Origin of the sequence: Paenibacillus sp. FSL H3-0321 (assembly GCF_038002865.1) — a bacterium.
Classification (GTDB): domain Bacteria; phylum Bacillota; class Bacilli; order Paenibacillales; family Paenibacillaceae; genus Paenibacillus_AQ.
Genome location: NZ_JBBODH010000001.1, coordinates 3,756,721 through 3,781,601, shown reverse-complemented (window position 1 = coordinate 3,781,601; position 24,881 = coordinate 3,756,721). Strand labels below are relative to the sequence as shown.

Genomic DNA, 24,881 nt, shown 5'->3' with positions numbered 1-24,881 from the left:
GGGAAAGGGGCGCTATAATAGATGCTGTATATTATTATCCTATTAGCGATAATGCTTGTAACACTTATGTTCCGCCTCTTTTCGCTTAGAAAGCAAATACGCAATATCACAAAACAATTGATAGAACTGTCAGCCGGAAATATGGATAAGAAGCTGGACATTTCATTGATTGATAAGGATGTCACCCTGCTGGCTGCAGAAATTAATAAGAATCTGACCAAGCAGCGCGAACTTCGGATTAATATGATCAGAAGCGGAAAACACTTGAAAGAATCCATAGCGAATATCTCCCACGATCTGCGGACACCGCTAACCTCAATGATCGGCTACCTTCAGCTTTTGCAAAAAGGCCGTGTAACTTTAGAGCAGCGTGAGCAAATCGTCATTACTTTACGAAAAGCAAATCATTTACAAACCTTGATCAAGTCATTTTATGAATTGGCTGTACTTGATTCTGAGCATATTCAACCGGAGTTTCGAAATGTTAATTACTCTAATGTCATCATGGATACCGTTGCAGAATGTGCAACGATGTTTGAGCAGAGGGGCTTGCATCCGCAGATATCACTCCCGGAAGAAAGCGTATTTGTTTGGACTGACGAAGAGATGCTGCGGCGTATTTTACAGAATTTGCTCGACAATGCGGCGCGGCATGCCATGAGTGATATCAGGATCACCCTTCTGAATAATGGTAGAACAGAATTGATTTTGACAAATGCAATATCCAGTTCACAAGACCTTAATCCGGCGCGGTTATTTGACCGCTTCTATACTTCAGATGTATCACGAAGCGCGGGAAGTACAGGATTAGGATTGTCGATAGTCAAAATACTGACAGATAAATTACGCGGAACGGTCAGTGCCGAGTTAATAGGAGATCATCTGCAGATCAAGATTGTTTTATAGAGTTGAAGGAAATAAAAACTGTTGACAAATTTCCCGCGCAGGATTATATTTATCTTAACTTAAAGATAATTAACTTAAAGATAAATGCGATATGCATTGGAGGTGTACAATATGAGTGACTACAATGAGTTGATCAGCAAGACGGCTGGCGCATCGGATCAGGAGCAGGCTTCATCACTGAAATTGTTCGTGGTCTTGTCCAAAGCTTATAAGAGCCTGATGGATCTGGCAGTAAAGGATATGAAGAGCCATGGTTTAGCTTCTGCCGAGTTTATGATCCTTGAGGTGCTCTATCATAGAACGCGGATTCCGCTGCAGCAGATCGGAGAGAAGATTCTCGTTACCAGCGGGAGCATCACTTACAATATCGACAAGCTGGAGAAGAGAGGACTGCTGAAGCGCGTTCCCTGCAGCGATGACCGGCGCGTAACTTATGCGGAGATTACCGAAGCGGGCCGCGAGCTGTTTGACGATATTTTCCCCCGCCATGTTTCTTCTATTCACGGGATGATGGGCGGTTTGAATCAGGAAGAGAAGGAACAGGCAATAGAATTACTAAAGAAGCTTGGTAAAGGCATTTAGGTTAGCGGCGTTCTCCTAAGAACGGGGTGTGAAGCTTGCTTATCAGCGTTTACCAGGCCAGCAGCAAGTACAAGGTTCAACTATATTTTTTTAGCTAATATCTTAAGGTTAAGATAATTAAATTCAAGAGAATGGAGAGGGTATAAAATGGTTAGTGTAGGGTTGTTATTGATAAGATTGGTGATCGGGATTGCTTTTATCGGACATGGGGCACAGAAGCTGTTTGGCTGGTTCGGAGGATACGGTCCAAAGGGTACTGGCGGTTGGATGGAATCCATCGGCATTAAGCCGGGGGTCGCGATGGCCGTGCTGGCAGGAATGCTGGAGCTTGTCGGAGGCTTGCTGTTCGCAGCCGGACTCCTGACTCCTGTAGCCGCAGTATTGATTGCCGCAACGATGCTCGGCGCGATTATCAAGGTTCATGCTCCGAACGGATTTTGGTCGACGGCCAACGGAATCGAGTTTCCATTAACGGTGCTCGTAGTCGCAGTAGGTGTGGCTTTGACCGGAGCAGGTTCGATTTCGCTGGATGCCCTGTTTTTTAACTAAATCGGATTATACGCCAGATGTTCATCTATTCAAACTTATCATCTAAAAAAACCTTAGGGAGATGACTTATAATGACACTTCAAACTGCAGGGATTCACCATATTACAGCTTTTGTCGGAGATGCTCAGCGCAATGCCGATTTCTATGCCGGAATTCTCGGCCTGCGGCTTGTAAAAAAGACAATTAACTTTGACGCCCCCGAGGTTTACCACCTCTATTTCGGGAATGAGCAGGGTGCACCGGGCACCATTATTACCTTCTTTCCTTGGTCGACAGGGCGCAAAGGCCGGATTGGCGGCGGGCAGGTTGGCGTAACCACTTACGCGATTCCGGTTGGTTCGATGGCTTTCTGGGAGCAGCGGCTTGCCGCATATCAGATTCCGGTTACCCGTGTAACCCGGATCTCTGAGTCTTACCTGTCTTTCAGCGATTACGATGGACTGCGGATTGAGCTTGTGGAACGCGAAGCAGGTCCGCGGAGTACCTGGTCCTTTGCCGGAGTGACTGCGGAGCATGCCATTAAAGGTTTTGGCGGGGCTGTGCTCTACAGTACAAATCCCGAAAAAACGGCCGATACACTTACCCGTACACTCGGAATGGAGCTGATCGCCAAGGGAGACGGTTATATCCGTTACGGCTCTACTGCCGATCTCGGCAATATTATAGATCTTAAAGACTCGCCGGTGCCGCAAGGAGCCGGAGGCTCGGGAACCGTTCATCATATCGCCTGGCGCGCTAAAGATGATGCCGAGCAGCTGGAATGGGGACGCCATGTGCAAAGCCACGGCTACCAGCCCACTCCGGTACAGGACCGCCAATACTTCAATGCCATCTACTTCCGTGAAGAAGGCGGAATCCTGTTCGAGATTGCTACCGATCCTCCAGGGTTCGCCAATGACGAGGCTCCGGATGCGCTGGGCCAGAAGCTGATGCTTCCGGCATGGTTTGAACCGCACCGTGCCCTGATCGAAGAGAATTTGAGCCCTTTTGAAATCCGGGAAATTGAGGTGAAGCAGGGATGATTCATGTCTATCGCAAAGGAACAGACGCTAACCAACCAACACTAGTATTATTCCATGGCACAGGTGGAAACGAGCAGGATTTGCTGCCGCTGGCGGAGCTGCTGGCTCCCGGCGCTTCTGTACTGGGTATCCGGGGAAATGTGCTGGAGAACGGCATGCCGCGTTACTTCCGCCGTCTGGCTGAAGGTGTCTTTGATGAAGAGGACCTGATCTTCCGCACCCATGAGCTGAAGCAGTTCCTGGATGTAGCTGCGGCGCAGTACGGTTTCGATGCAGACAATCTCGTAGCCGTCGGCTACTCCAATGGAGCGAATATCGCCGGCAGCCTGCTTTTTCATTACGGAAACCTGTTCCGTTCGGCAGTGCTGCTGCATCCGATGGTGCCGCTCCGGGGTCTTGCGATCCCTTCGCTTAACGGCGTTTCGGTCTTCATCGGTGCGGGCACCAATGACCCGCTGATCCGGGCAGAAGAAACGCGGGAGCTGGAGCTGCTGCTGCAGGAGGCGGGGGCTGAAGTTACCTCCCACTGGGGTAATCAGGGACACCGTCTGAGCGCGGCCGAGGCTGAAGCAGCCCGTGATTGGCTGAACCGGAACAGCAAATAATTTCAGGAAGGCTACAACTACAACCGCCTGCGGGGCCGCTGATAAGTGACGTAATGTCGCTTAGAAGCCCCTGCGGGCGGTTTTTGCTGTCATGATATTGCGCAAGCCAGCCTGCTAGAGCATGTCTTCAAACTGGAAGGGCTCTGGGGAAGCAGGGATTTAGTACAGAAATAGGGTCCCTTAAAAGCCCTCAGCGGGTTCGTTTACTCGTACCGGACTCAGGAGACGCTAAGGAGAGTAAAACCCCTGTTTATTTTCTTTTTCGGACCCAGTGGACCTTATCTGCTCTGCATTCTATCTAAAAACGGCCATCAGGGAGAAATAACTGCACTGGAGTCCGTTTCCCTACTGTAACAGGCTAAAAGCCCAAAATAAGTGCAACTCGGTCCGTTTATGCTGAGAGCCAGGAATACACTTTCCGGACACGGACGCACACACGTGTGTTCCTTTATGATGTTCTGTCTAAATCCATCTAATCCTCCGGCAGCGTTCTAGTTTTTGCTTGCAGATAGCAAAGGGTGTAGCAAATTCCTCCGGTTTTTGGTACGATGGACTTTAATCGTAATTGTTACTATTTAATATTATGAATGTAAGGAGTCTACCCAACGTGAACAGCAGCAAAAAGAATAGCAACCCCGCCCGGCTGCCCCGGGCCAAGGGATTGGATATGGCAACCGTATATACACCAAAGGAATGCGGCCGCAAGGTGCGGCGCATCATTCTGAACGGGGTGAACCGGACCATTGTGGATGAATTTATTACGATCCAGGGCATGAAAGAAAGATTTGAGGCAGAGGATGTGCCTATGTCGAGCAAAATGGTGATGTTCGGTCCTCCCGGCACCGGCAAAACGCTGACCGCATTTTATATCGCGCACCGCCTGGAGCTTCCGCTTGTTCTGGTCCGCCTGGATACCATTATACACAGCCATCTTGGTGAGACAGGAAGCAATGTGCGGAAGGTATTTGACTATGCCAATGCTGCGCCTTGTGTGCTGTTTCTGGACGAATTCGATGTGCTGGGCCGAATGCGTGATTCCGGCGATGAGGTGAAGGAGATGGCACGGGTGGTTAACACGCTGCTGCAATACCTGGATGAGTTTCATGGCGAAAGTATTTTTGTTGCCGCTACCAACCTGGAGGAAGAGCTGGACCCCGCGGTGTGGCGGCGGTTTGATACAAAAATGACGTATTCGCTGCCGACGGAGGAAGACCGGCTTCAGTATATTAGGCTGTTTGTCGGTTCTGAACCGGAGGCCCAGGAGCTGTCCCGCCGGATGGCTGAACTGCTGGCGGGCTGCAGCCTTGCCGATATCGAGCAAATTGTATTGAAAGCCAAACGCAAAGCGATCATCGAGGATGCCCCGCTGGATTACAGACACATAACCGGAGCCTATGCCGAATACAACCCGCACCGGAAAGCCGTTGCTTCTGAGGTACATAGATAATGCAGGACTGCTCATTATGGGCGGGTGACCTGTACATGCACTGAAAGTCCAATGGGATAAATAGGGAAAAACATTGAACAACACGTCCCGCATCAGGTAGTATGAAGAATACAAAAAACTTGCCTGAGGGCTGCTGCGGAAAGGTTGACGATAATTTACCATGATCAAAATACAAAACGATAAGAATTCGCTGGCCGCAGAAGGCCCATCGCGGAAACAGCGACTTCAGCTTGCTGTCATTCTGGGGGCTATTGCCACCATTGGTCCGCTGTCCATCGATATGTATTTGCCTGCGCTTCCCGCGCTTGGCGAACATTTCGGCACTAGCGCAGCGCTGGTGCAGCTCAGTCTGACCTTCTTTTTGCTGGGGCTGGCCTTGGGGCAGCTTGTGGCAGGGCCTCTGAGTGATGTCCACGGGCGCCGCCGTCCGCTGCTCATCGGCATGCTGATTTATGCGGTATCCTCGCTGCTCTGCGCCTTCAGCCCCTCGATCGGGCTGTTGGTCGGGCTGCGCTTTATCCAGGGCCTGGCCGGCTCGGTAGGGGTGGTCATCTCCCGGGCGGCGGTCCGCGATCTGTACAGCGGCTCCGAACTCACGAAGTTTTTCTCCCTGCTGATGATCGTCAATGGTCTGGGGCCCATATTCGCTCCCGTTATCGGCGGGCAACTGCTAAGAGTAACGACCTGGCAGGGCGTATTCATTGTATTATTTGCAGCCGGGCTGCTCTTTTGCGCCACCATTCTGCTGCGGCTGCCGGAGACGCTGCCGAAGGAGCGGCGCGTAAAAAGCGGGCTGCTAGGCACGCTGCGCACCTTCCGTGATCTGCTCCGCAACAGGAAGTTTATAGGTTATGCGCTCTCTCAAGGGTTTGTTACAGCGGCGATGTTCGCTTATATTTCCGGCTCTTCATTTGTGCTGCAAAATATTTTTGGAGTGTCTCCGCAAATGTACAGTCTGATCTTTGCCGTTAACGGGCTGGGGATTATTATGTCCGGCCAGATTGCCGGAAGATTGTCCGGACGGCTGGGCGAAGCGAAGCTGCTGGCCAGCGGCCTCCTGCTCTGTACACTGGGAGGTGTTGTGCTGCTGATCACTATTCTGGCGGGAGGCGGTCTTCTTCCCATCCTGATCTGCCTGTTCGCTGTGGTTTCCAGTGTGGGAATGGTGGGTACTACCAGCTTCTCGCTGGCGATGCAGGATCAGGGAGAAACCGCAGGCAGCGCTTCAGCACTGCTGGGTCTGCTGCCGCTGCTGCTTGGCGGCTGTGTCGCTCCGCTGGTCGGTCTTGGGGGTGACGAAACGGCGCTGCCGATGGCAATCGTGATCGCGGGTGCCGGGGTTTGTTCTATCCTGTCCTATCTGCTGCTCTGCAAGAGAGGGGAGAAGAAATGAGCCGTAAGGATTTCTCCATTCTTTTGCTGTTGGCCTTTTCCTGGGGCGCTTCCTTTCTGTTTATGAGAATTGCCTCTCCCGAATTGGGGCCTGTTGTTACGACAGAGCTGCGCGTTACGCTGGCAGCTGCAACCTTGCTGCTCTTTGCAGCGGTCACCAAGCGGAAGCTGGGGATCTGGCAGCATTGGAAGCAGTTCCTTGTGCTGGGCTCCATTAATGCCGCGCTGCCCTTCACACTGATCTGCATGGCCGAGCTGCATCTTAGCGCTTCGCTGGCAGCCATCCTCAATGCCACCACACCTATGTTCGCGGCACTTGCAGCTTGGGGAACGCAACAGGAGAAGCCGGGACTGTCCAAGTCTATAGGGCTCGTGATCGGCTTGCTCGGCGTAGCTGTGCTGGTCGGATGGAGTCCGGTGCCGCTCTCCGGCAAGGTTCTGTTGTCCGTGTTCTTCTCTCTCGGCGCTGCACTTGCCTACGGCTTTGGGGGATTATACGCTGCGCGCGTGGGCCGTGGCCTTGCGCCATTGGCGCTTGCTGCAGGCCAGCAACTCGGGGCGGCTGTAGTGCTGCTGCCGCTGGCGGTAATTTTTGCCCCCCGGGAGCTGCCGTCTTCGGCAGCGGTTTTTTCCGTACTCGGGTTGTCATTCATTTGCACTTCCGTGGCGTATCTCTTGTATTTTCACCTGATCCAGAGTGTCGGCGCGGTCAAGACCGTCAGCGTTACCTTTCTGGTCCCCGTGTTCGGGCTGATATGGGGTGTAATCTTCCTGAATGAACCGGTCTATGCCAATACGCTTGCCGGTCTGGCGATTATTCTGCTTAGCGTAACGCTGGTCAACCGCAAAATCCGGCCAAAAACGGCTCAGGCAGTGGATGAGAGTGGTTAGGGCAAGGTCTAATCCAATTCATAGCTTCGAATACTTTCAGCAAACTTTCAGCGCATTTTAACGTTCCTTTCGGGTGGAAGGATTATAGTGTAGAGGTGAAAGGAGGAACGTGAATGAATATTTCATCCGCATCATCTACATCTTCCGCTTCCTATACTGCTTCCAGTGCTACCGATACAAGTGCGCTGGAGAAGCAAAAAGCGAAGCTGCAAGCCGACCTGGAGAAGATCGGGGCCAGCAAGGACGACGAGAAGACAAAGGAAACCAAGACCAAGCAAATTGAGCAGCAGATCAAGCAGATTGATGCGCAAATTGCCCAGAAATCCAAGAACAGCTCCGCTTCCGCAAACAGCAGCAGCACACCGCCTGAGAAACCTGCAAACAGCAATACGCTTGCTGCGGCAAGCGTGCAGGAGATCGCTGCTGCCACTACGGACAGCGAAGGAAGATTTGACATCCGCGTATAAGTACGCAGCCGAAGCCAAGTAAACAGCATACCCAAAAAGAGGACATCCTTGCCGTGAGGGAGTCCTCTTTTTGGGTGCAGAAATAGCCGTCACCGGCGTATTGAAAATCCCCCTAAGGTGGGCTCTGCGTCTATACAGCATGGTCTATAGATGTTAATATTAGTATGTGAAAAAAATAACTAACTAAACCTTTGCTCTTATTTAGATCTTATTAAGATTGCAGAATAAGCAATCTTAAGTATCCATCATCACTTGGATGGCTCCTGTTTCCGCAGGCGCCATCTTTTTTAAAATAATGAAGGGGAGGGACATCAGATGGGAATTCCGGTTATGGATATTATCGAGAAGCGTAAATCTGTACGGACTTATGAAGCCACACCGATCGGGGAGGCCGTCCATGCTTCCATAATGGATTATCTGAGCCAGGAGGATAATCTGCACGGGCCGTTTGGCGGAAAGCCGGGAATTGAGTGGGTCTGGGCCAAAAGCGGGACAGAGGACGGAAAGATCGTGAAGCTGGGGGCTTACGGTATCATCCAGAATCCGCAGGCGTATCTGGTCGGCAAGGTCAAGAACGATAAACTGGCGCTGCTGGAATTCGGGTATGTGTTTCATAGGCTGATTCTTTATGCCACCAGCCTGGGACTTGGCACCTGCTGGCTTGGCGGAACGTTCAACCGCAAGACCTTTGCCCGCGAAATCGAGCTTGCCCAAGGCGAGATTATTCCTTGCATCACACCGCTGGGGTATGCACGGGAGAAGCAGCGGCTGCTGGATGCCACGATGCGCTATGTCGTCAAAGCCGATCAGAAGAAGCCTTGGCGGGATCTCTTCTACGACACCGAATTTGGCAACATGCTCGCTCCCGAGTCAGCCGGGAAGCTTGCGCCCCCGCTGGAAATGGTCCGGCTCGGCCCTTCCGCTTCAAATAAACAGCCTTGGAGAGTGGTAGTCTCTCCGGACCGGAAGCAGGCCCATTTCTACCTGCAGCATACGCCGAATTACAGCGGCAACAAGCTGGGCTTTGAGATGCAGCGGATTGATATCGGGATTGCCGCCTGCAATTTCGGGCTTGCCTGCCGTGAACTGGACATTGCGGGGGAATGGACTGTTAATGATCCGCAGCTTGATCTTGACGGACCGCTTACAGAATATATGCTGAGCTATAAACTCAGTTGATCCGGGACGTCAACGTATATAGTAAAGAGGTGAACTAACGGCTGCCGGTACGGCGCGTAGTTCACCTCTTTTATTAAATAGATGTTTTATGCCGGATCGGGTTCCTTGTCGCCGTTATCGGGCAGAGCCCAGACAGAGACACTTCCGCCGTTTACCGGGAAAACCGCCCAGCCATCCTCACCGATGGTTATATTGTCCTCACGGTTATGGGTGAAATCCTTCCAAACTTCGCCTGCGCGTTCCTCGCCGAGGAACATCCGCTTCTCCCCCTGATCTCCATTGGAGATGACTACGGCACAGCCGGAGCCTTCGATTTCTTCCACACCGCGCCGCACCCAGCCAATCGTATTGGGGTGGTCGAAATAATCATCCTGCTCTCCGTATGCCTTATGGTACCGGGTGTAGAGCAGCGGATCAATGGCGGCTTTCTTGCCTTCCACCGGAGTTGGTCCGCCGATGCCATAATAATCACCGTAGAAGACAACCGGGTATCCATCACGCCGCAGCAGGATCAGGGCATAGGCGCTTTGCTTGAACCAGTCGCCGATCCAGGATTCCAGCGCTTCATGGGGCTGCGAATCATGATTGTCAACAAAAGTTACGGCATTGCCGGGATGGGTCTGGACGAGCGTATCGTTAAAGATTTGGGTCAGATCAAAGTCCCTGCCCTCCAGTGCAGCCGAATACAGCTTGTAGTGAAGCGATACATCGAACAGGTCGATTTGATAATCTACCGTGTTGAGGAATTCCCGGCAGGCTTCGAGATTCGAGTTCCAGAATTCGCCGACAATGTAGAAGTCCTCACCGCGTTTTTTACCCATTTCGGCAGCGAATTCTTTGATGAATTCATGATTGATATGCTTGATGGCATCCAGCCGGTATCCGCTGCACTGCAGCGTGTCGACCAGCCATTTGCCCCATTCCAGCATCTCATGCTTAACTTCCTCATGGCTGTAGTCGATGTTGGCGAACATCAGATAATCATAGTTGCCGAACTCGTCATCCACATTCGGGTTCCAGCTCTTGTTGTCGGAGGCAAGCTTGAATACGCCGGTCCGGCTTTCCTTGGCATCGAAATCGGTGCCGTTAAAATGAGTGTGGTTCCATTTAAAGGCGGAGTACTGGTCTCCACGTCCGGGAAAGGTGAATTTGGTCCAGCCTTCAATCTCGAACGGTTTCGAAATCTCCTTGTTGCGGTCGTTCGGGTCAACCTCGATCACCTGGAACACTTCGGTTTCGTCGGCGCCCGCTTTATGATTCATCACCAGATCCACATAAACGGCGATGCCGTTCTTTTGGCATTCGGCAATCGCCTCCACCAGTTCCAATTTGGTGCCGTATTTGGTCCGGATGGTCCCCTTCTGGTCGAATTCGCCCAGATCGTATAGATCATAGACACCATAACCTGTATCCTCGCCAGAGACAGCCTTGGTTACCGGCGGTACCCAGACAGAATCAATATAGGCGGCCTTCAGCCCGGTGGCAGCATCAGTCAGCCGTTTCCAGTGGTTCCCGTCCGCGGCGACATGCCATTCGAAAAACTGCATCATCGTATGGTTTCTCTTCATTCCCGTTTGGCCTCCTTTAAAATTATGATATGAATGGATAAGTGCGATTGGTGTCGTGCTTCAGTAAGGAGCAGAAGAGAGGATATGTACACATCTGGTGCTCATGAAAATAAGTCCAGCTGACGCGGGGCCAGTCCGCCGTCGATTCCGAGCAGCGCTTGCAGCTCTTTGGCGTTATCGGTGGCGTCACCACCGGAGTTATTGTTGAAGACCACGTACAGCTCCCGGCAGGACTGCTCCAGCGCAAGCAGCCGGTCCCGCCACTCGGTCAGCTCCTCTGTGCTGTAGCGGTACAAGTAGCGCAGACTCCGCCAATTCGGATGGCTGCTCTGGCTCCAGCCCTGGGCGTTGCGGCCATGCAGCCGCACGTAGGTGATATCCGGCGATGTGGCCACCGGCACAATCGGAACAGAGCCTGATCCGGCCTGGGGTTCATCAGCCACCGTATGAATCCAGCCCTCCTGCTCCAGAAACTGCAGGGTTTTGGCCTGCATTTCCGGACTGTACCAGGAGTCATTGCGGAATTCGATGGCGGAAGGCACATCCAGCATCCGCTGCTTGGCCTCACGCAGAAACTGCACGTTCTCTTTGGTGCAGTCGAACCACGGCGGAAACTGGAAGAGGGCCATCGCAAGCTTCCCGGCTGCCCGGACTGGCTCAATAGAGGTATGGAAGGCCTGATACATTTCCTCCGGAGTGTCGTAATAATTCTTTTTCTCGCGTAAATGTCCGGTCATTCCCTGATAGGCTTTAACGATAAACCGGAAGGCATCCGGCGTCTGGCTCACCCATTTGGCGTAATTTCTGACTGGCTGCACGGCATAAAAGGAGCTGTCAATCTCCACAATCGGAAAATGCGCGCTATAGGTAGGGAGCCGGTCAGCGGGCTTGATTTTGCCGTAAAGCTCTTCATGGTCACCGAAGCCGGTTAGCCCGATCTTAATCATGGAATCTCCTCCTTGTCAGTATATCCGTACCTGACCCGAACAGATCAGCTAACTCTTATTAAACTTAAAACCCTCTATAGCAAACAAGGGCTGTTGATTAATGTCCGTAATTGAGGCAACATGAAGATTAAAGATGGCCTGAAACGAACGAGGCCGGAAATACCGCTACTGGTGCTGTTATCACCAAAAGAACGTCCGGATATACTTTGTTGTCCGGCCTATTTTCAGTCAGATGTATATTGCAAGGGGGAGCACGAGATGGAGCACAAGTTCGAGCAGCTTAGCCGTCATATTCTGATTATGCATCCGGAGCATGACACGGATCGTCCGGTATTGGCAGCAATTACAGGGGAACGGCGTACACTTCTGATGGATGCCGGCAATTCGCCGGCCCACGCAGCGCTGTTTCGGGAAGAACTGGCCAGACGCGGCTGCAGGCAGCCAGACATGCTGATTCTGACCCATTGGCACTGGGATCACACCTTCGGACTCTCATCCTGGAAGTCCCCAGCTATTGCCCATGAAGAGACGGCGAAAGTGCTGGAGAGCCTGACCGGGCTGAACTGGGGAGAAGAAGGCTTGGAGAAGCTTGTAAAGAGTGGCACGATCAGTGAAGAAAGTGCGGAACATATCCGCCTGGAGTACGGCGAGGCAAGAGAGGTAACTGTCGTCAAGCCGGATATTGTGTTTACCGGCAGCCTCACGGTCGATTTGGGCGGAGTTGTCTGTGAAGTGGTCCATGTGGGCGGCGACCATTCGCCGGATTCCTGTGTGCTTTACGTTAAGGAAGACAAGGTGCTTTTTCTGGGCGATGCTCTAGGCCCTGCTGTGTATGGCGGACCGCGCCAATACAGCAGCACCGGGTTCTTAAGATTGCTGGACATTGCCTACCGCTATGATGCGGACTGGTATGTGGAGTCGCATGGGCTGCCGATGACCAGGCAGGAGTTCCGGGAGGATCTGGCCCCCTGGGAACGGCTGGCCCGGATCGTCGATGTGTTCGGACACAACCGGGAACGGGTGGTGCTGGAGCTGAAGACCTATCTGCAGCTTGAAGAGCTGCCCGGAGATTTGCTGCAGGGTGTGGAATATTTCATGGCAGGCGCGAAGCGGCGTTAACTGCAATATTCATATTTCCTATTGATTATATTCAGACCCTGCCACGCACTGGCGGGGTCATTGTGTTGCAGAATGATGAGATAACAGCCCTGTTCTCTAATCGGCTTCGTGCCGGAGAACAGGGCTGTTCGTTTAAACAGGTGTCAAGGGGGTGATCGAACCTCCGCTAGATAAATGTACGGTATTGCGTCCGTTGCGTTTGGAGCTGTAGAGCGCATGATCCGCTTCGGAGAGCAGCTCTTCAAGCGATATAGGTTCCCTGAACGCCTCCGCCACCCCGAAGCTTGCCGTTACATGGATCGGACCGGATGAGGTGTAGACTTCGCTGTGCTCAATGCTGTCACGGATAGCTTCGGAGAGCAGAGCCGCCTGCTTCAAGGAAGTGTCAGGCAGACAAATGACGAATTCTTCGCCTCCGTAACGTCCGAAAATATCCCCTTCGCGCACATGCTTACTGCATACACCGACAATATGCTGGAGCGCCGTATCGCCATATTGATGTCCGTAGCGGTCATTGATGCTCTTGAAAAAGTCGATATCGAGCAGAATGATGGACAAGGGGCGCTTGCTGCCAACTGCTTCCTCCAGCAGAGACCGGCTCCGCTCCATGAAGTGCGTACGGTTATAGATGCCGGTCAGGCTGTCGACAGTGGCAAGCTGCAGCAGCTTGGCCTGAAGCAGCGTCCGCTCTGTCACATCGATCAGCATAATCATCCGCCCGGCCAGGTGACCGTCATGCTTCTGCACCGGAGAGGATCTGACCTGGTAATAGCTGGTCTCCCCGTTGATATTCCAGGCCAGCTCACTTTCCTCGCTGAGCAGAGGGTCGGAGTTCATTACATAATCTACAGCGTCTTTGCCCGCAGTCAGGAACAGCTGGGCGAGCGGTCTGCCGATGGCCGATGAATCCAGGCCTTCCAGCATTTCTGTGGCAGCACGGTTATAGTCGACGAGCGTATCTTTGCGGTCCGTGACCAGCACTCCGTCACGCATGCTCTCGAACAAATTCTCCCGGGCGATGGGGGCCGCGGTAAGCATGCCCCTGGAAAGAATCGCCCAAATATAGAGGGTCGAAGTCACGCTCATAATCACCGGCACAGGGTCCATTCCATAAGGGGTCATGTTCATTAAATAGAGGAAGGCTCCCAGAGCCGGGAGGAACTGTCCGATGAAGATCGTCAGCATCTGCCGGCGGTAGACCCGCTTCATCCGGTTCCACTGCCAGAGAATGAGACACATTCCCGCAAGCATGCAGCCGAAGGTCAAACTGCCCTGCACAATATACCAAGGTCCCATCACGATGTCGATCAGCGGGGTGGGGGCACCCTCCCGGAAATGCATCGACTGATAGAACAGATGGTGATAATCGTTGGTCCATACGAGCACGGTAGAGATAAAGGGGATGGAGTACAGCGCGGTCAGCAGCCCTTTCTTAACCAGCCGGTCCAGGCCGACGAAATGCATGATCATAATCAGGCTGGAAGGAGCGATATAGGGCATTCCCAGATACTCCACCTTGACCCAAAAGCCAATCTCCTGCATGGTGCTGCCCGACAATTCCAGCGCGAAGCCAAAGGTATAGATCGCGGAAGTGATGGAGCTGAGGATAAAGGCATTGATTCCGGAGAAATCCGTTCTTCTGTAATAGGCGAACAGCGCGAGAAGTGCGCTCAGCACACCGGAGATGGAGACAATGATAATATAATTCGAGATCATAGATTCCATCGGCCGGGCCTCCAGGTAGTGTGGGCTGCCGAGGTTGGCCATGAGAGCAGGGACAACGGGGCATATAGCCATGAGGCGTTATTATAAGCATTAAACATCACGTATTGTCTCCTGTTTCAGCAAGAATATAGTTAAATAGTACCACATATCTTCATGGATAACATTCGGGATTGAACGCAGTGAAGCGTGAATACCGCTACCTTCTTTTATCGGCAGATTTCTTCATTATTAACAATGAAAGCGCCTCTCCTAGACAAAGTGACGGAATTTCACAGATGCAATTTTACTATTTGTCTAATGAGTGTACCGGAAGCAAAGTGTACCATGTTAGTTAATACTACATTTCGAAAAGAAATCCAGCGTTTCATGAGAATTTGCGTTATGTTAATTAACATTAATCGATCAGATTCAGGGATGAAGGGGGAGCTGGAAATGTCATTAGTAGCGGCGAGAATTCCTGAAATACAGCTGGAAAACGTTGAAATGCGTTATATGGCGGAGACTGCCGACGTACTTGCACTGCATCAGGTGAGCCTTGATATTGCCAAAGGAGAATTCGTCTCCCTGCTAGGTCCATCGGGGTGCGGCAAAACTACACTGCTGAGATTGATGGCAGATCTTATTACACCAACCGGCGGAAACATTACGGTGGCTGGCAAGAGCGCCAAGGAAGCCAGACTGGCCCAAAAGTACGGCATAGTTTTCCAGAGTCCGGTACTTTATGACTGGCGCAAGGTGAAACACAACATTACCCTGCCGCTGGAGCTGATGGGCGTCAAGAAGTCGATCCGTGAGGATAAGGCGCTGGAGCTGCTGGATCTCGTCGGGCTGCAAGGCTTCGCGGACAAATATCCCTGGCAGCTTAGCGGCGGCATGCAGCAACGGGTTGCGATTGCCAGAGCGCTGTCGATGGAGCCGGAGATTCTGCTCATGGATGAACCGTTCTCCGCACTGGATGAGTTTACCCGCGAGCGCCTGAATGAAGAGCTGCTGTCTGTCTGGAGCAAGGTGCAGAGCACCATTGTTTTTGTCACCCACAGCATTCCTGAATCCATTTTTCTGTCTGACCGTGTATTCGTGCTTTCTCCGCATCCGGGAAGGCTGTCGGCCATTGTTGATATTCCGCTGCCGCGTCCGCGTACGGCGGAAATGAGAAACAGCCCGCAGTTTTTTGAACTGATCGCCACAATCCGCGACAGCTTTGAAGGGGTATAACGATGAAGGGGAACAGTACGTTTATGCGCAGCCGCGTGCTGCCGCTGTCCGTCTGGCTCCTTGGGCTGCTGATGGTGTGGGAGGCTGGCTCCTGGATGCTGCTCCATGTGGCACAAACGCCGCTGGCCCAGTCGAAGCTGCCTTATGTTCATGAAGTGGCGGCTACCTTATGGAAGTATAGCGGCACACTGGTTAAGGAGGGGGGAGCCACCTTTGGCAATGCGGGAGTCGGGTTTCTGATCGGGGCCTCTGCGGGTGTGGTTCTCGCTGTGCTGATGAGTCTGTCGAAGACGATCGAGCAGCTTGCCTTTCCGTATGCCATTGCTTCGCAGATGATCCCGATTCTGGGGCTTGCGCCCATTATTTACGGTATTGTACGTGATGAGCAGGTGTCCCGGATCATTATTTCCGGATACATTACCTTTTTCCCGGTTGCGCTCAACATGCTGCGCGGTCTGCGCAGCGTCGATCTGCCGGCGCTGGAGCTGATGCATTCTTATGCTGCCAAACCTTGGGCGGTGTACTGGAAGCTGCGCTTTCCGGCTGCACTGCCGGCACTGTTCAGCGGCCTCAAGGTCGCAGCCCCGCTTGCCGTGACCGGTGCGATTCTGGTAGAGCTTATGGGGGCGCAGCACGGCATTGGTGTGATCATGCTGCGCAATCTCTATTATGGTCCTTCCCATACGTATATGTTCTGGTCCACGGTAATTGTCGGCGCTCTGCTCGGAGTGGCGAGCTACGGACTGATGAGCCTCGCCGAACGCCTGGTTGCGCCATGGCAGCCTGAATTCCGTCCGAAGGGGGGCCGCCGCTAATGGAGGGAAATACTGTGCGTGAAGCAACGTTGATAACTGCTGCAGGGAATGAGGGAGCTACACCATCTCGTATAACAACGAAGAATAGCGCATTTACTGGACGGAGCAAGCGGAAGCTTGGACGCCGCTCTGTGAAATGGCTGAACGCTGGCGTGATTCTGCCTCTGCTGGCCGGTGTGCTTTTTCTGGTTCTCTGGGAAGCACAAATATTCCACAAGCTGTTCGATCTGAAAAAATACCAGCTGCCGCTGCCTTCGGCCATAGCGGAGGCGATAAGGGATAATTTCAGCCTGCTCTTGTCCTATACCGGCTATACGCTGACTGAGGCTGTGGTGGGAATGCTGATCGGTTCGGCCTGCGGCTTCCTGATCGCCCTGATCGCAACGGCCTGGCCCCGCTGGGGCGGTGGCAGCCTGACACTGGTCGCTGCACTGAATGCTGTGCCGATTGTTGCGCTGGCACCGATTATGAATCTGTGGTTCGGCGACGGGATCGGCTCGCGTGCGGCAATCGTTACGGCAACGACCATGGCGGCGATGGCTATCAATGCCTATAAAGGGATGGTATCAGTCGATCCGCTGGCGCTGGATTTAATGCATTCCTACGCAGCCGGCAAGCCGGCGGTGTTCCGCTATCTGCGGATTCAGAACAGTCTGCCGTATGTGTTCACTGCGCTGAAGATCAACGCTACCGCAAGTATGATCGGAGCGATTGTCGGAGAGTTTTTCTTCTCCTCCAGAGGGCTTGGCTACCTGCTATCCAACTCGATCAAGGTGGCCAAGATGCCGCTGGGCTGGTCCTGCATCGTACTTGCAGCTATAGCCGGAGTCATCTTCTATCTGGTAGTGGAGCGGCTGGAGAAGGTATTCATCAAGTGGCATTCCTCCCAGCGTGCGTCATCTTAAATCTGTTACACCAAACTACAAATTCAAATGGGTAGGGGGAGCTGCGTGATGAAAGGGAACAAAGGAAAATTTCACGGTGGGCTGTTGATGGCGGTAATGATCATGGCAATCTCTTTGCTGGCAGGTTGTGGAGGTAACAACAATAATAATGCTCCGGCGGCTGAAGCGACGGCAGGCACGGGAGAAGCTTCGGCTTCACCGGAAACGGCGGCCACAGAACCGGCTGCGGAGCCGGTGACGGTCAAGCTCCAGCTGAAATGGGTGCCGCAGGCCCAATTTGCCGGATACTTTCTGGCCCAGGACAAGGGGTACTATGCTGAAGAAGGTCTTAATGTGGAGATCCTGCCCGGCGGCCCGGATATAGTACCTGAACAACAGGTCGCGGGCGGCTCAGCCGATATCGGCGTGGATTGGGTGGCGAGTCTGCTGACCAGCCAGGAACAGGAAATGCCGCTGGTGCAGATTGCGCAAATCTACCAGAAGAGCGGACTCGTGCTGGTATCCAAGAAGGAGGCGGGAATCAGCAGTGCAGCGGATCTGAAAGGCAAAAAAGTCGGCAACTGGATGGGCGGCAACGAGTTTGAAATCCTTGCGCTTTTTGATAAATACAAGCTGGATTCCAATAAGGACCTGAACTTCACGAAGCAGGGCTTCACGATGGACCAATTCCTTGGCGGCGAAATCGACGCGGCTTCGGCGATGACGTATAACGAATATCAGGTTGTGCTGGAATCGGGCATCAAGGCCGAAGAGCTGAATGTGATTGATATGAATGATGAAGGCGTAGCGATGCTCGAAGACAATCTGTTCGCCAATAAAGAATGGCTTGCAGACAATAAGGAGACAGCGGCCAAATTCGTCCGTGCTTCCTTGAAGGGCTGGAAGGATGCCATCGCCGATCCTGAGGCGGCTGTGGATAGTGTTATGAAGCTCGCTGAAGAAGGCAGCACTTCAAGGGAGCATCAGCTCACGATGATGACGGAGGTTGCCAAGCTGATCCAGCCGGAGGGCTTTGACGTTTCCAAGCTGGGGTATACCGATGCAGCTGCATTCCAGCAGACGGCAGACATCGCGCTCAAATTCGGTGTAATCAAAGAGGCGGCCAACGTGGAAGAAGCCTATACGAACGAGATTGTTGAAATGGCGGCAAAATAAGCGGTTTCCCTCATATTGATGATAGATGGCCGCCCGTTCTGGCGGTCATCTGTTATCATCGGCATCCAGAAACAGTGAAAGAGGTGCGGGCTATGTCTCTGCTGGCGAAGCAGACTGAAAAAGTCAGGAATTATATAAACGGGGTTTGGGTGGCGTCATCATCCGGGCGGGAGGAGGAAGTGTTCAACCCGGCAACCGGAGAAGTGATTGCTTATGTGCCGATTTCCAGCCGCGAAGAGCTGGATGCTGCGGTGCAAGCTGCGGCAGAGGCATTTCATTCATGGAAAAGGGTTGCCGTTCCGCGGAGGGCCCGCTATTTCTTCCAGTACCAGCAGCTGCTGGTGCAGCACTGGAATGAGCTGGCTGAGCTGATTACGCTGGAGAACGGCAAAAGCCTGGAGGAAGCGCTGGGCGAAGTGCAGCGCGGTATTGAATGTGTGGAGTTTGCCTCCGGCATCCCCACACTGATGATGGGCAGCCAGCTGCCGGATATTGCCACCGGAATTGAATCAGGCATGTACCGCTACCCCCTGGGGGTGATCGGCGGGATCGCGCCCTTTAACTTCCCGATGATGGTGCCCTGCTGGATGTTTCCGCTGGCAGTGGCCTGCGGCAATACCTTTGTGCTGAAGCCTTCCGAACGGACGCCGCTGCTGATGAACCGGCTGGCGGAGCTGTTTGCGGAAGCGGGGTTTCCGCCGGGTGTGCTGAATGTGGTGCATGGAGCACATGATGTGGTGGGTGGATTACTTGAACACGACGAGGTGAAGGCGATTTCCTTTGTCGGCTCACAGCCGGTAGCAGAATATGTGTATAAGCAAGGAACTGCACACGGCAAGCGGGTGCAGGCACTGGCCGGAGCCAAAAACCATTCGATTGTGCTTCAAGATGCCGATCTGGGCAATGCGGTGAAGAATATTATCGCTGCGGCCTTCGGGTCGGCGGGCGAGCGTTGCATGGCCTGTTCGGTGGTCGTCGTGCAGGAGACGATTGCCGACGAACTGGTGCGCCGTCTCCTTGAGGCGGCCGACGGGCTGAAGATCGGCGACGGCAGGGAGGCCGGAGTATTTCTCGGGCCGGTCATCCGCCAGTCGAACAAGGACCGCACGCTGGCTTATATTGAGGCAGGTGTACAGGAGAAGGCGGAGCTGGTGCGGGACGGCCGGAAAGATGCGGCGGCGGGAGGTAAGGGCTACTTTCTCGGGCCGACCATCTTCGACCGTGTAGAGCCGGGAATGACGATCTGGCGCGATGAGATTTTCGCTCCGCTGCTGTCTGTGGTGCGTGTCAAGGATCTGGCGGAGGCGATAAACGTAACGAATCAGTCCCCGTTTGCTAATGGAGCCTGCATTTATACGGACAGCGCCAAGGCGGTCCGGGAATTCCGGGAAGAGATTGATGCCGGAATGCTTGGCGTGAATCTCGGTGTGCCTGCGCCGATGGCCTTCTTCCCTTTCTCGGGCTATAAGAAATCGTTCTATGGAGACCTGCACGCCAACGGCCGTGACGGTGTGGAATTCTACACCCGCAAGAAAATGATCACTGCGCGTTATTGACCACAATGGAATGTTGAGAGGAGAGATTGCGGTGCAGAGCCTGGAGAACGAAAGTGAGCTGGCCGTCAAGAAAGATCAGCAGTATCTATGGCATAACATTACCCCTTACAGTGAGAGCCATCCGCCGATGATCGCGGCGACGGCAAACGGATCATGGGTTACCGATATTGACGGGAATAAATTTCTGGACGGGATGTCCGGGCTGTGGTGCGTCAATGTCGGATATGGGCGCAAGGAGCTGGCAGATGCGGCCTATCAGCAGCTGCTCACCCTGCCTTATTTTCCGCTCACGCAGAGCCATAGGCCGGCTATCGCGCTTGCCGAGAAGTTGAATGAATGGCTGGGCGACGACTATGTCATTTTCTTCTCCAACAGCGGATCGGAAGCGAACGAAGCGGCCTTCAAAATGGCCCGCCAATACCAGCAGCAAATCGGCCAGCATTACCGGCATAAATTCATTGCCCGCTACCGCGGTTATCATGGCAGCTCGCTCGGCGCCCTGTCAGCGACCGGCCAGGCGCAGCGCAAATATAAATATGAGCCGCTGACCGGCGGATTCCTCCATGTGGCACCGCCCGACAGCTACCGCCGTCCTGACGGCTTGACTGTGGAGACGTTCAACCTCCAATGTGCGCAGGCCATTGAGGATACGATTGTCTGGGAGGGAGCAGAAACGGTTGCGGCGGTAATTATGGAGCCGGTGATTACCGGAGGCGGAGTCATTGTGCCGCATCAGGTGTATATGGACCGGGTGCAGGAAATCTGCCGCAAGCATGGAGTGCTGCTGATTATTGATGAGGTCATCTGCGGCTTCGGGCGTTCCGGCCGCAACTTCGGCCATCACAATTTCGGCATCAAACCTGATATAGTGACGATGGCCAAAGGGCTGACCAGCGCCTATCTTCCGTTGTCGGCAACGGCGGTGCGCAAGGATATTTATGAGGTCTTTAAGGACAACAGTGATGATTACGGATATTTCCGCCATGTGAATACGTTCGGCGGCAATCCTGCGGCTTGTGCGCTTGCGCTGCGCAATCTGGAGATTCTGGAGCAGGAGCATTTGGTGGAGCGTGCTGAAATCCTCGGGCAAAGGCTGGCAGGTGCATTCTCCGGGCTGCGGGATCACAAGCTGGTAGGAGATGTCCGCAGCTTTGGACTGGTCATCGGCATTGAGCTGGTGGCAGATAAAGCCACCAAGCAGCCTGCCGATCTGGCTGTCGTCAAAGGCATTATTGCCGAATGCAAATCCAAAGGGCTGATCATCGGCAAAAACGGAGATACGGTGGCGGGCTTCAACAATGTGCTTACCTTCGCACCGCCGTTATCCTCCACCGATGAGGATGTGCAGTTTATAATCGACACGTTCAAAGCTGTGCTGAACGGGAGCTGGGCAGAGTGAATTTCTCCGGGTACAGGAACTGGTAGGCACGCAGGGCGACCTGAATGGAGATGCGGTTCTCCGGCAGCATGAAGTCTTCGCCCAGCAGTTCAGTGATTTTGTCCAGCCGGTAATAGAGCGACTGTCTGACGATAAACAAATTGCGGGCGGCGATTTGCTTTGAGCCGTCATGGTCGAGATAGACGCGCAGCGTCAGCAGGAGCTCGCTCCCTTTGGACTGGTCGTGATCGATCAGCGGGCCGAGATAGCTGCGGATGAAATTCTCCAGCGTCTTGCCATCATTCAGGTTCAGCAGCAGCTGGAATACGCCGAGCTCTTCGTAGAACAACACAGACTTCTGGTAACAAGTATAGAGAGACAGTGCTTGTACGGCTTCCTGATAACCGGCATAGGCATGTTTCAGGCCCCTGTGGGACTTGCTGACTCCAATAACGAGCTGCAGGTCCTTCAATTTCTCGTCGGAGCGGATATGCAGCAGGGAATCAAGCGCCTGCTGCAGCCGCAGCTTGCCGGGCAGCTTGGACTGGATATCCAGCGCGATGACAGTGAGCCGGTTGTTCTTGAGTGTGATCAGCGGGCGCAGCGAGTATTTCTCGAAGATGGAGCGGAGAATGAGCGACAGATGGAAGGTGATGGATTCCCAATCATTCTCCGAGCTGTTCCATTTAACATCGCGGGGATTCTCGATTTCAATCAGGCATACGCGGTACGGCAGCTCATTCACGACATTGAAGTCGGGCCCCGCCAGTCCCTTGAGCCGGTTGTCATCCTGGGTGCGGCCGCTGATCAGCTCATCCACCCACAGGTTCTCGGAGAACAGCTTGCGTTCCTCCATATACCGTGTGCGCAGCAGCTCCTGGGCAATCGACAGGGAGGCGGAATCCAACAGCAGGCAGTCGAACTCCTGGGGTTTGTGGCTGCTGACCATCAGGATATAAGCCCAGGTCTGGTCGAGCGCGCCCACCGGCTTCAGCGCGATCAGCTTATGGCCGTATTCGCGGATGTAAGGTGCGGCATCGGGCTGTACGCCCTCCATCTCTTCACTGAAGGCTTCGAAGAACTGAAGCAATGGGGCCTGATCCTCGGGCGGCAGCGCCGGGAAGAATAGGGGTTTGCCCTGCAGCTGCATATATACAATTTGCGTGCGGGTGCTTTTACATAATAGCTGCAGAACCTTAAGGGTCCCTTGGGAAGTCAGCGTCAGGCGGTGGAATTCACGGGAGATGCTCTCCAGCTCCTGCAGCATGCGGTGATGGCGGTTGATGATGAGGGAATGCAGATCAAGCGTGATATCCACGAAACGTACCGTACGGGTGAAAATAATCAGCGGGAAGTCGTGGCTGTTCGCCAGGTCGATCATCTCCTGGGGGATTTTACAGAAATACTCTCCCAGCTCGATGCACAAACAGGCGGCATTCTTATCAATCAAATTGTGCATAAACGATAAGGAGGAAGGCAAATCAACACTTACACCCATCCCCGTAGTCAATATCATCTCTTCCCCGTGGATCAGCCTTTCAAAACTGGCGCTTTCCAGTACATGCACCCAGCGAATCGCCCGGTTCAGGCCGTTTTTTCCGCCGATAAGCTCTGCTTCCGCAAACAGCGGTCTTTTCAATGCATCGCGGACCGTAAATACAAGTTCCCAATCCATAAGCTTCCCCCTCGCTATGTCGTCAGGCAGGTAAAAAATACACTTTTGAAATTAGACAATGTGTCTAATGTAACGAAAAATCAAAATGACTATAGTTTGAATATAATATGTGAGGAAATATAACTCGTTCAGAAAGAAAATAGAATGGATTCTTTGGTTTATTGTCCATTTTACTACATTAAGCCCGATAAGTAAGTAAAATATTAAGGCGGTCATTGAAATAATGTTATATTATATAACACAAAGATAATTTCGATGATGAAAATGTTTATTTTTTATCCGGCAATACCTGGGAACACCACTCGTCCAGAAGGAGGGAGATCTGATGGAGCATTCTTCTCCGTTAACCACGTTTACGCCTGATATGTTCATGCGCAACTTCGCCGAGGCTGAGCCGGGTTTAACCCGCAAAGGTGCAATCGAAGAATCCAACCGTTGTCTGTATTGTTATGACGCCCCCTGTATTAAAGCCTGTCCGACTAGCATTAATATTCCTTCCTTTATTAAGCGGATCGCCACCGACAATTTAAAAGGCGCGGCGCAGACGATCATGGACTCCAATCCTGTAGGCGCCAGTTGCGCCCGTGTCTGTCCAACCGCGGAGTTGTGCGAAGGCGCATGCGTTCTGAATGATGCTTCGGCACCGATCCAGATCGGACTGCTGCAGCGTTATGCCACAGACTGGGCTATAAACAGCGGTGTTCAGTTATTCAAAGCTGGTGCTCCTAATGACAAAAAGGTCGCTGTCATCGGGAGCGGTCCTGCCGGGCTTTCTGCGGCTAGAGAACTGGCGCGTGAAGGCTTCCAGGTGGTGATCTATGAGGCGAAGCCGCTCGCCGGCGGGCTGGATACGCATGGTATTGTCTCTTTCCGGCTGCCGCAGTCTATATCGCTGTGGGAAGTGGAGCAGGTGGAGAAGCTGGGCGTGGAGATCCGCACCGGAACGAAGGTTGGCGTTGACGTCTCCGTGGAGGAGCTGAAGGTGGAGTATGATGCCATTGTGCTGGCTGCAGGGATGGGGTATGTTCCTCCGCTTGGCATTGAAGGCGAGAAGCTGTCCGGGGTATACGATGCGATAGAGCTGGTGGAAACCACCAAGACAGGCATTCCGACACTGGAGCTGATGGGCCGGCGCGTCGCTGTCATCGGCGCAGGCAATACGGCCATTGATGCGGCAACCTGCTCGGTGCGGCTGGGGACATCGAATGTGAAGATGGTCTACCGCCGTACGCGCTCGGAGATGACGGCCTACGATTTCGAATATGAATTTGCCAAGCAGGAAGGTGTGGAATTCAACTGGCTGACTTTGCCGAAGCGTATTGTCGGGGACGAGCTCGGCAATGTTACCGCACTGGAGTGCGTGCAGATGAAGCTGACCGGGGAGACCGGCAAAGACGGCCGCCTTGCGCCGATGCCTGTTGATGGCTCTGAATTCCTGATACCGGTGGATGCGGTTGTGGTGGCGATCGGACAGAAGCGGCGGTTGGACCTGATTGAAGCGCTCGGTCTTGAGCACAACTATGGGGTTGTCAAAATTGATGAGAAGACCGGACGGACGTCCGATCCGCAGATTTATGCCGCCGGTGATATTGTGTTTGGTTCCGGCAAAGGCGAAGCGATGGTCGTATCCGCCGCCCAGCAGGGCAAAGATGCTGCTTATGCCATTGTGAAGCAATTGTCGGGCCTGCAGGACAGGGTGGCAGGTTCTGCTGTCTAAACGGGGAGTGCCAGGCAATACAAGACCGGCGGCTTCAACCGGACTTTATATGACAGGGAGGGAACA

At 53.3% G+C, this 24,881-nt stretch carries 22 protein-coding genes; 18 read left to right on the top strand and 4 right to left on the bottom strand.

Translation table 11 applies throughout. The features are described from left to right. Positions 1–21 precede the first annotated feature (21 nt). From MHI45_RS16670 to MHI45_RS16625, 10 genes are all read left to right on the top strand, one after another. Positions 22–906, top strand: a complete 885-nt coding sequence (locus MHI45_RS16670; RefSeq protein ID WP_340896109.1) for a sensor histidine kinase — start codon at positions 22–24, stop codon at positions 904–906. A gap of 111 nt (positions 907–1,017) precedes the next feature. Continuing rightward, entirely contained in the window at positions 1,018–1,488 is a 471-nt protein-coding gene (locus tag MHI45_RS16665) for a MarR family winged helix-turn-helix transcriptional regulator (protein WP_052092372.1), read from the top strand. 147 nt (positions 1,489–1,635) lie between these two features. Continuing rightward, entirely contained in the window at positions 1,636–2,037 is a 402-nt protein-coding gene (locus MHI45_RS16660) for a DoxX family protein (protein ID WP_038597702.1), read from the top strand. A gap of 71 nt (positions 2,038–2,108) precedes the next feature. Then, complete coding sequence (locus MHI45_RS16655) at positions 2,109–3,059, top strand: ring-cleaving dioxygenase (RefSeq protein WP_341119222.1); 951 nt, start codon at positions 2,109–2,111, stop codon at positions 3,057–3,059. Continuing rightward, positions 3,056–3,664, top strand: coding sequence for an alpha/beta hydrolase (locus MHI45_RS16650; protein ID WP_340896112.1), 609 nt, complete (start codon positions 3,056–3,058; stop codon positions 3,662–3,664). The genes MHI45_RS16655 and MHI45_RS16650 overlap by 4 nt, the downstream gene beginning before the upstream one ends. Positions 3,665–4,331: 667 nt before the next feature. Next, positions 4,332–5,111: an AAA family ATPase gene (locus MHI45_RS16645; protein ID WP_445667520.1), complete on the top strand. Its 780-nt coding sequence runs from the start codon at positions 4,332–4,334 to the stop codon at positions 5,109–5,111. Between the two features lie 160 nt (positions 5,112–5,271). Further along, the gene (locus MHI45_RS16640) at positions 5,272–6,504 is read left to right on the top strand and encodes a multidrug effflux MFS transporter (RefSeq protein ID WP_076111024.1); all 1,233 of its coding nucleotides are present in this window, start codon (positions 5,272–5,274) and stop codon (positions 6,502–6,504) included. Continuing rightward, the gene (locus tag MHI45_RS16635; protein ID WP_076111025.1) at positions 6,501–7,394 is read left to right on the top strand and encodes a DMT family transporter; all 894 of its coding nucleotides are present in this window, start codon (positions 6,501–6,503) and stop codon (positions 7,392–7,394) included. The genes MHI45_RS16640 and MHI45_RS16635 overlap by 4 nt, the downstream gene beginning before the upstream one ends. A 113-nt stretch (positions 7,395–7,507) precedes the next feature. After that, the gene (locus MHI45_RS16630; RefSeq protein WP_076111027.1) at positions 7,508–7,861 is read left to right on the top strand and encodes a FlxA-like family protein; all 354 of its coding nucleotides are present in this window, start codon (positions 7,508–7,510) and stop codon (positions 7,859–7,861) included. Positions 7,862–8,176: 315 nt separating this feature from the next. Next, on the top strand, positions 8,177–9,040 hold the full coding sequence (locus MHI45_RS16625; protein WP_076111028.1) for a nitroreductase family protein: 864 nt from the start codon (positions 8,177–8,179) through the stop codon (positions 9,038–9,040). 86 nt (positions 9,041–9,126) lie between these two features. On the opposite strand, the gene MHI45_RS16620 is transcribed toward MHI45_RS16625, so the two are convergent. Both MHI45_RS16620 and MHI45_RS16615 read right to left on the bottom strand, forming a co-directional pair. Further along, entirely contained in the window at positions 9,127–10,608 is a 1,482-nt protein-coding gene (locus tag MHI45_RS16620) for an alpha-amylase (protein WP_076111030.1), read from the bottom strand. Positions 10,609–10,709: 101 nt separating this feature from the next. Further along, entirely contained in the window at positions 10,710–11,555 is an 846-nt protein-coding gene (locus MHI45_RS16615) for a DUF72 domain-containing protein (RefSeq protein ID WP_038597676.1), read from the bottom strand. A 258-nt stretch (positions 11,556–11,813) separates the two neighbouring features. Between MHI45_RS16615 and MHI45_RS16610 the strand changes: the two genes are divergently transcribed. Next, positions 11,814–12,674 (top strand): MBL fold metallo-hydrolase, encoded by an 861-nt coding sequence (locus tag MHI45_RS16610; RefSeq protein WP_083675654.1) that lies wholly within the window; start codon positions 11,814–11,816, stop codon positions 12,672–12,674. 132 nt (positions 12,675–12,806) lie between these two features. On the opposite strand, the gene MHI45_RS16605 is transcribed toward MHI45_RS16610, so the two are convergent. Next, positions 12,807–14,399 carry a histidine kinase N-terminal 7TM domain-containing protein gene (locus tag MHI45_RS16605; protein WP_341119220.1) on the bottom strand — a complete coding sequence of 531 codons (1,593 nt, stop codon included), beginning with the start codon at positions 14,397–14,399 and terminating at the stop codon, positions 12,807–12,809. A gap of 432 nt (positions 14,400–14,831) precedes the next feature. Here MHI45_RS16605 and MHI45_RS16600 point away from each other — a divergent pair, with 432 nt between their 5' ends. The 6 genes from MHI45_RS16600 (at position 14,832) to MHI45_RS16575 (ending at position 21,444) form a co-directional block, all read left to right on the top strand. Continuing rightward, the gene (locus tag MHI45_RS16600; protein WP_038597670.1) at positions 14,832–15,614 is read left to right on the top strand and encodes an ABC transporter ATP-binding protein; all 783 of its coding nucleotides are present in this window, start codon (positions 14,832–14,834) and stop codon (positions 15,612–15,614) included. A gap of 2 nt (positions 15,615–15,616) precedes the next feature. Beyond that, entirely contained in the window at positions 15,617–16,429 is an 813-nt protein-coding gene (locus MHI45_RS16595) for an ABC transporter permease (protein ID WP_076111033.1), read from the top strand. Further along, positions 16,429–17,334, top strand: a complete 906-nt coding sequence (locus tag MHI45_RS16590; protein WP_083675656.1) for an ABC transporter permease — start codon at positions 16,429–16,431, stop codon at positions 17,332–17,334. The genes MHI45_RS16595 and MHI45_RS16590 overlap by 1 nt, the downstream gene beginning before the upstream one ends. 48 nt (positions 17,335–17,382) lie before the next feature. Continuing rightward, the gene (locus MHI45_RS16585) at positions 17,383–18,489 is read left to right on the top strand and encodes an ABC transporter substrate-binding protein (RefSeq protein ID WP_076111034.1); all 1,107 of its coding nucleotides are present in this window, start codon (positions 17,383–17,385) and stop codon (positions 18,487–18,489) included. A 92-nt stretch (positions 18,490–18,581) separates the two neighbouring features. Next, on the top strand, positions 18,582–20,045 hold the full coding sequence (locus MHI45_RS16580; RefSeq protein WP_076111035.1) for a CoA-acylating methylmalonate-semialdehyde dehydrogenase: 1,464 nt from the start codon (positions 18,582–18,584) through the stop codon (positions 20,043–20,045). A 31-nt stretch (positions 20,046–20,076) separates the two neighbouring features. Beyond that, positions 20,077–21,444 (top strand): aspartate aminotransferase family protein, encoded by a 1,368-nt coding sequence (locus tag MHI45_RS16575; protein WP_083675657.1) that lies wholly within the window; start codon positions 20,077–20,079, stop codon positions 21,442–21,444. Here MHI45_RS16575 and MHI45_RS16570 read toward each other — a convergent pair. Next, the gene (locus MHI45_RS16570; RefSeq protein ID WP_076111038.1) at positions 21,410–23,098 is read right to left on the bottom strand and encodes a PucR family transcriptional regulator; all 1,689 of its coding nucleotides are present in this window, start codon (positions 23,096–23,098) and stop codon (positions 21,410–21,412) included. The genes MHI45_RS16575 and MHI45_RS16570 overlap by 35 nt on opposite strands. Before the next feature lie 325 nt (positions 23,099–23,423). On the opposite strand from MHI45_RS16570, the gene MHI45_RS16565 reads away from it, so the two are divergent. Beyond that, a complete protein-coding gene (locus tag MHI45_RS16565; RefSeq protein WP_076111039.1) occupies positions 23,424–24,815 on the top strand; it encodes an NAD(P)-dependent oxidoreductase in 1,392 nt (463 codons plus the stop codon). Positions 24,816–24,881 lie beyond the last annotated feature (66 nt).

Excerpts from the sequence above, each read along its gene's own strand:
- MHI45_RS16565 (WP_076111039.1), top strand. The coding sequence starts at position 23,424 with ATGGAGCATTCTTCTCCGTTAACCACGTTTACGCCTGATATGTTCATG.
- MHI45_RS16635 (WP_076111025.1), top strand. The coding sequence starts at position 6,501 with ATGAGCCGTAAGGATTTCTCCATTCTTTTGCTGTTGGCCTTTTCCTGG.
- MHI45_RS16660 (WP_038597702.1), top strand. The coding sequence starts at position 1,636 with ATGGTTAGTGTAGGGTTGTTATTGATAAGATTGGTGATCGGGATTGCT.
- MHI45_RS16655 (WP_341119222.1), top strand. The coding sequence starts at position 2,109 with ATGACACTTCAAACTGCAGGGATTCACCATATTACAGCTTTTGTCGGA.
- MHI45_RS16605 (WP_341119220.1), bottom strand. The coding sequence starts at position 14,399 with ATGGAATCTATGATCTCGAATTATATTATCATTGTCTCCATCTCCGGT.
- MHI45_RS16670 (WP_340896109.1), top strand. The coding sequence starts at position 22 with ATGCTGTATATTATTATCCTATTAGCGATAATGCTTGTAACACTTATG.
- MHI45_RS16595 (WP_076111033.1), top strand. The coding sequence starts at position 15,617 with ATGAAGGGGAACAGTACGTTTATGCGCAGCCGCGTGCTGCCGCTGTCC.
- MHI45_RS16650 (WP_340896112.1), top strand. The coding sequence starts at position 3,056 with ATGATTCATGTCTATCGCAAAGGAACAGACGCTAACCAACCAACACTA.
- MHI45_RS16590 (WP_083675656.1), top strand. The coding sequence starts at position 16,429 with ATGGAGGGAAATACTGTGCGTGAAGCAACGTTGATAACTGCTGCAGGG.
- MHI45_RS16645 (WP_445667520.1), top strand. The coding sequence starts at position 4,332 with ATGGCAACCGTATATACACCAAAGGAATGCGGCCGCAAGGTGCGGCGC.
- MHI45_RS16665 (WP_052092372.1), top strand. The coding sequence starts at position 1,018 with ATGAGTGACTACAATGAGTTGATCAGCAAGACGGCTGGCGCATCGGAT.
- MHI45_RS16620 (WP_076111030.1), bottom strand. The coding sequence starts at position 10,608 with ATGAAGAGAAACCATACGATGATGCAGTTTTTCGAATGGCATGTCGCC.
- MHI45_RS16580 (WP_076111035.1), top strand. The coding sequence starts at position 18,582 with ATGTCTCTGCTGGCGAAGCAGACTGAAAAAGTCAGGAATTATATAAAC.
- MHI45_RS16600 (WP_038597670.1), top strand. The coding sequence starts at position 14,832 with ATGTCATTAGTAGCGGCGAGAATTCCTGAAATACAGCTGGAAAACGTT.
- MHI45_RS16630 (WP_076111027.1), top strand. The coding sequence starts at position 7,508 with ATGAATATTTCATCCGCATCATCTACATCTTCCGCTTCCTATACTGCT.
- MHI45_RS16585 (WP_076111034.1), top strand. The coding sequence starts at position 17,383 with ATGAAAGGGAACAAAGGAAAATTTCACGGTGGGCTGTTGATGGCGGTA.
- MHI45_RS16640 (WP_076111024.1), top strand. The coding sequence starts at position 5,272 with ATGATCAAAATACAAAACGATAAGAATTCGCTGGCCGCAGAAGGCCCA.
- MHI45_RS16570 (WP_076111038.1), bottom strand. The coding sequence starts at position 23,098 with ATGGATTGGGAACTTGTATTTACGGTCCGCGATGCATTGAAAAGACCG.
- MHI45_RS16625 (WP_076111028.1), top strand. The coding sequence starts at position 8,177 with ATGGGAATTCCGGTTATGGATATTATCGAGAAGCGTAAATCTGTACGG.
- MHI45_RS16610 (WP_083675654.1), top strand. The coding sequence starts at position 11,814 with ATGGAGCACAAGTTCGAGCAGCTTAGCCGTCATATTCTGATTATGCAT.
- MHI45_RS16615 (WP_038597676.1), bottom strand. The coding sequence starts at position 11,555 with ATGATTAAGATCGGGCTAACCGGCTTCGGTGACCATGAAGAGCTTTAC.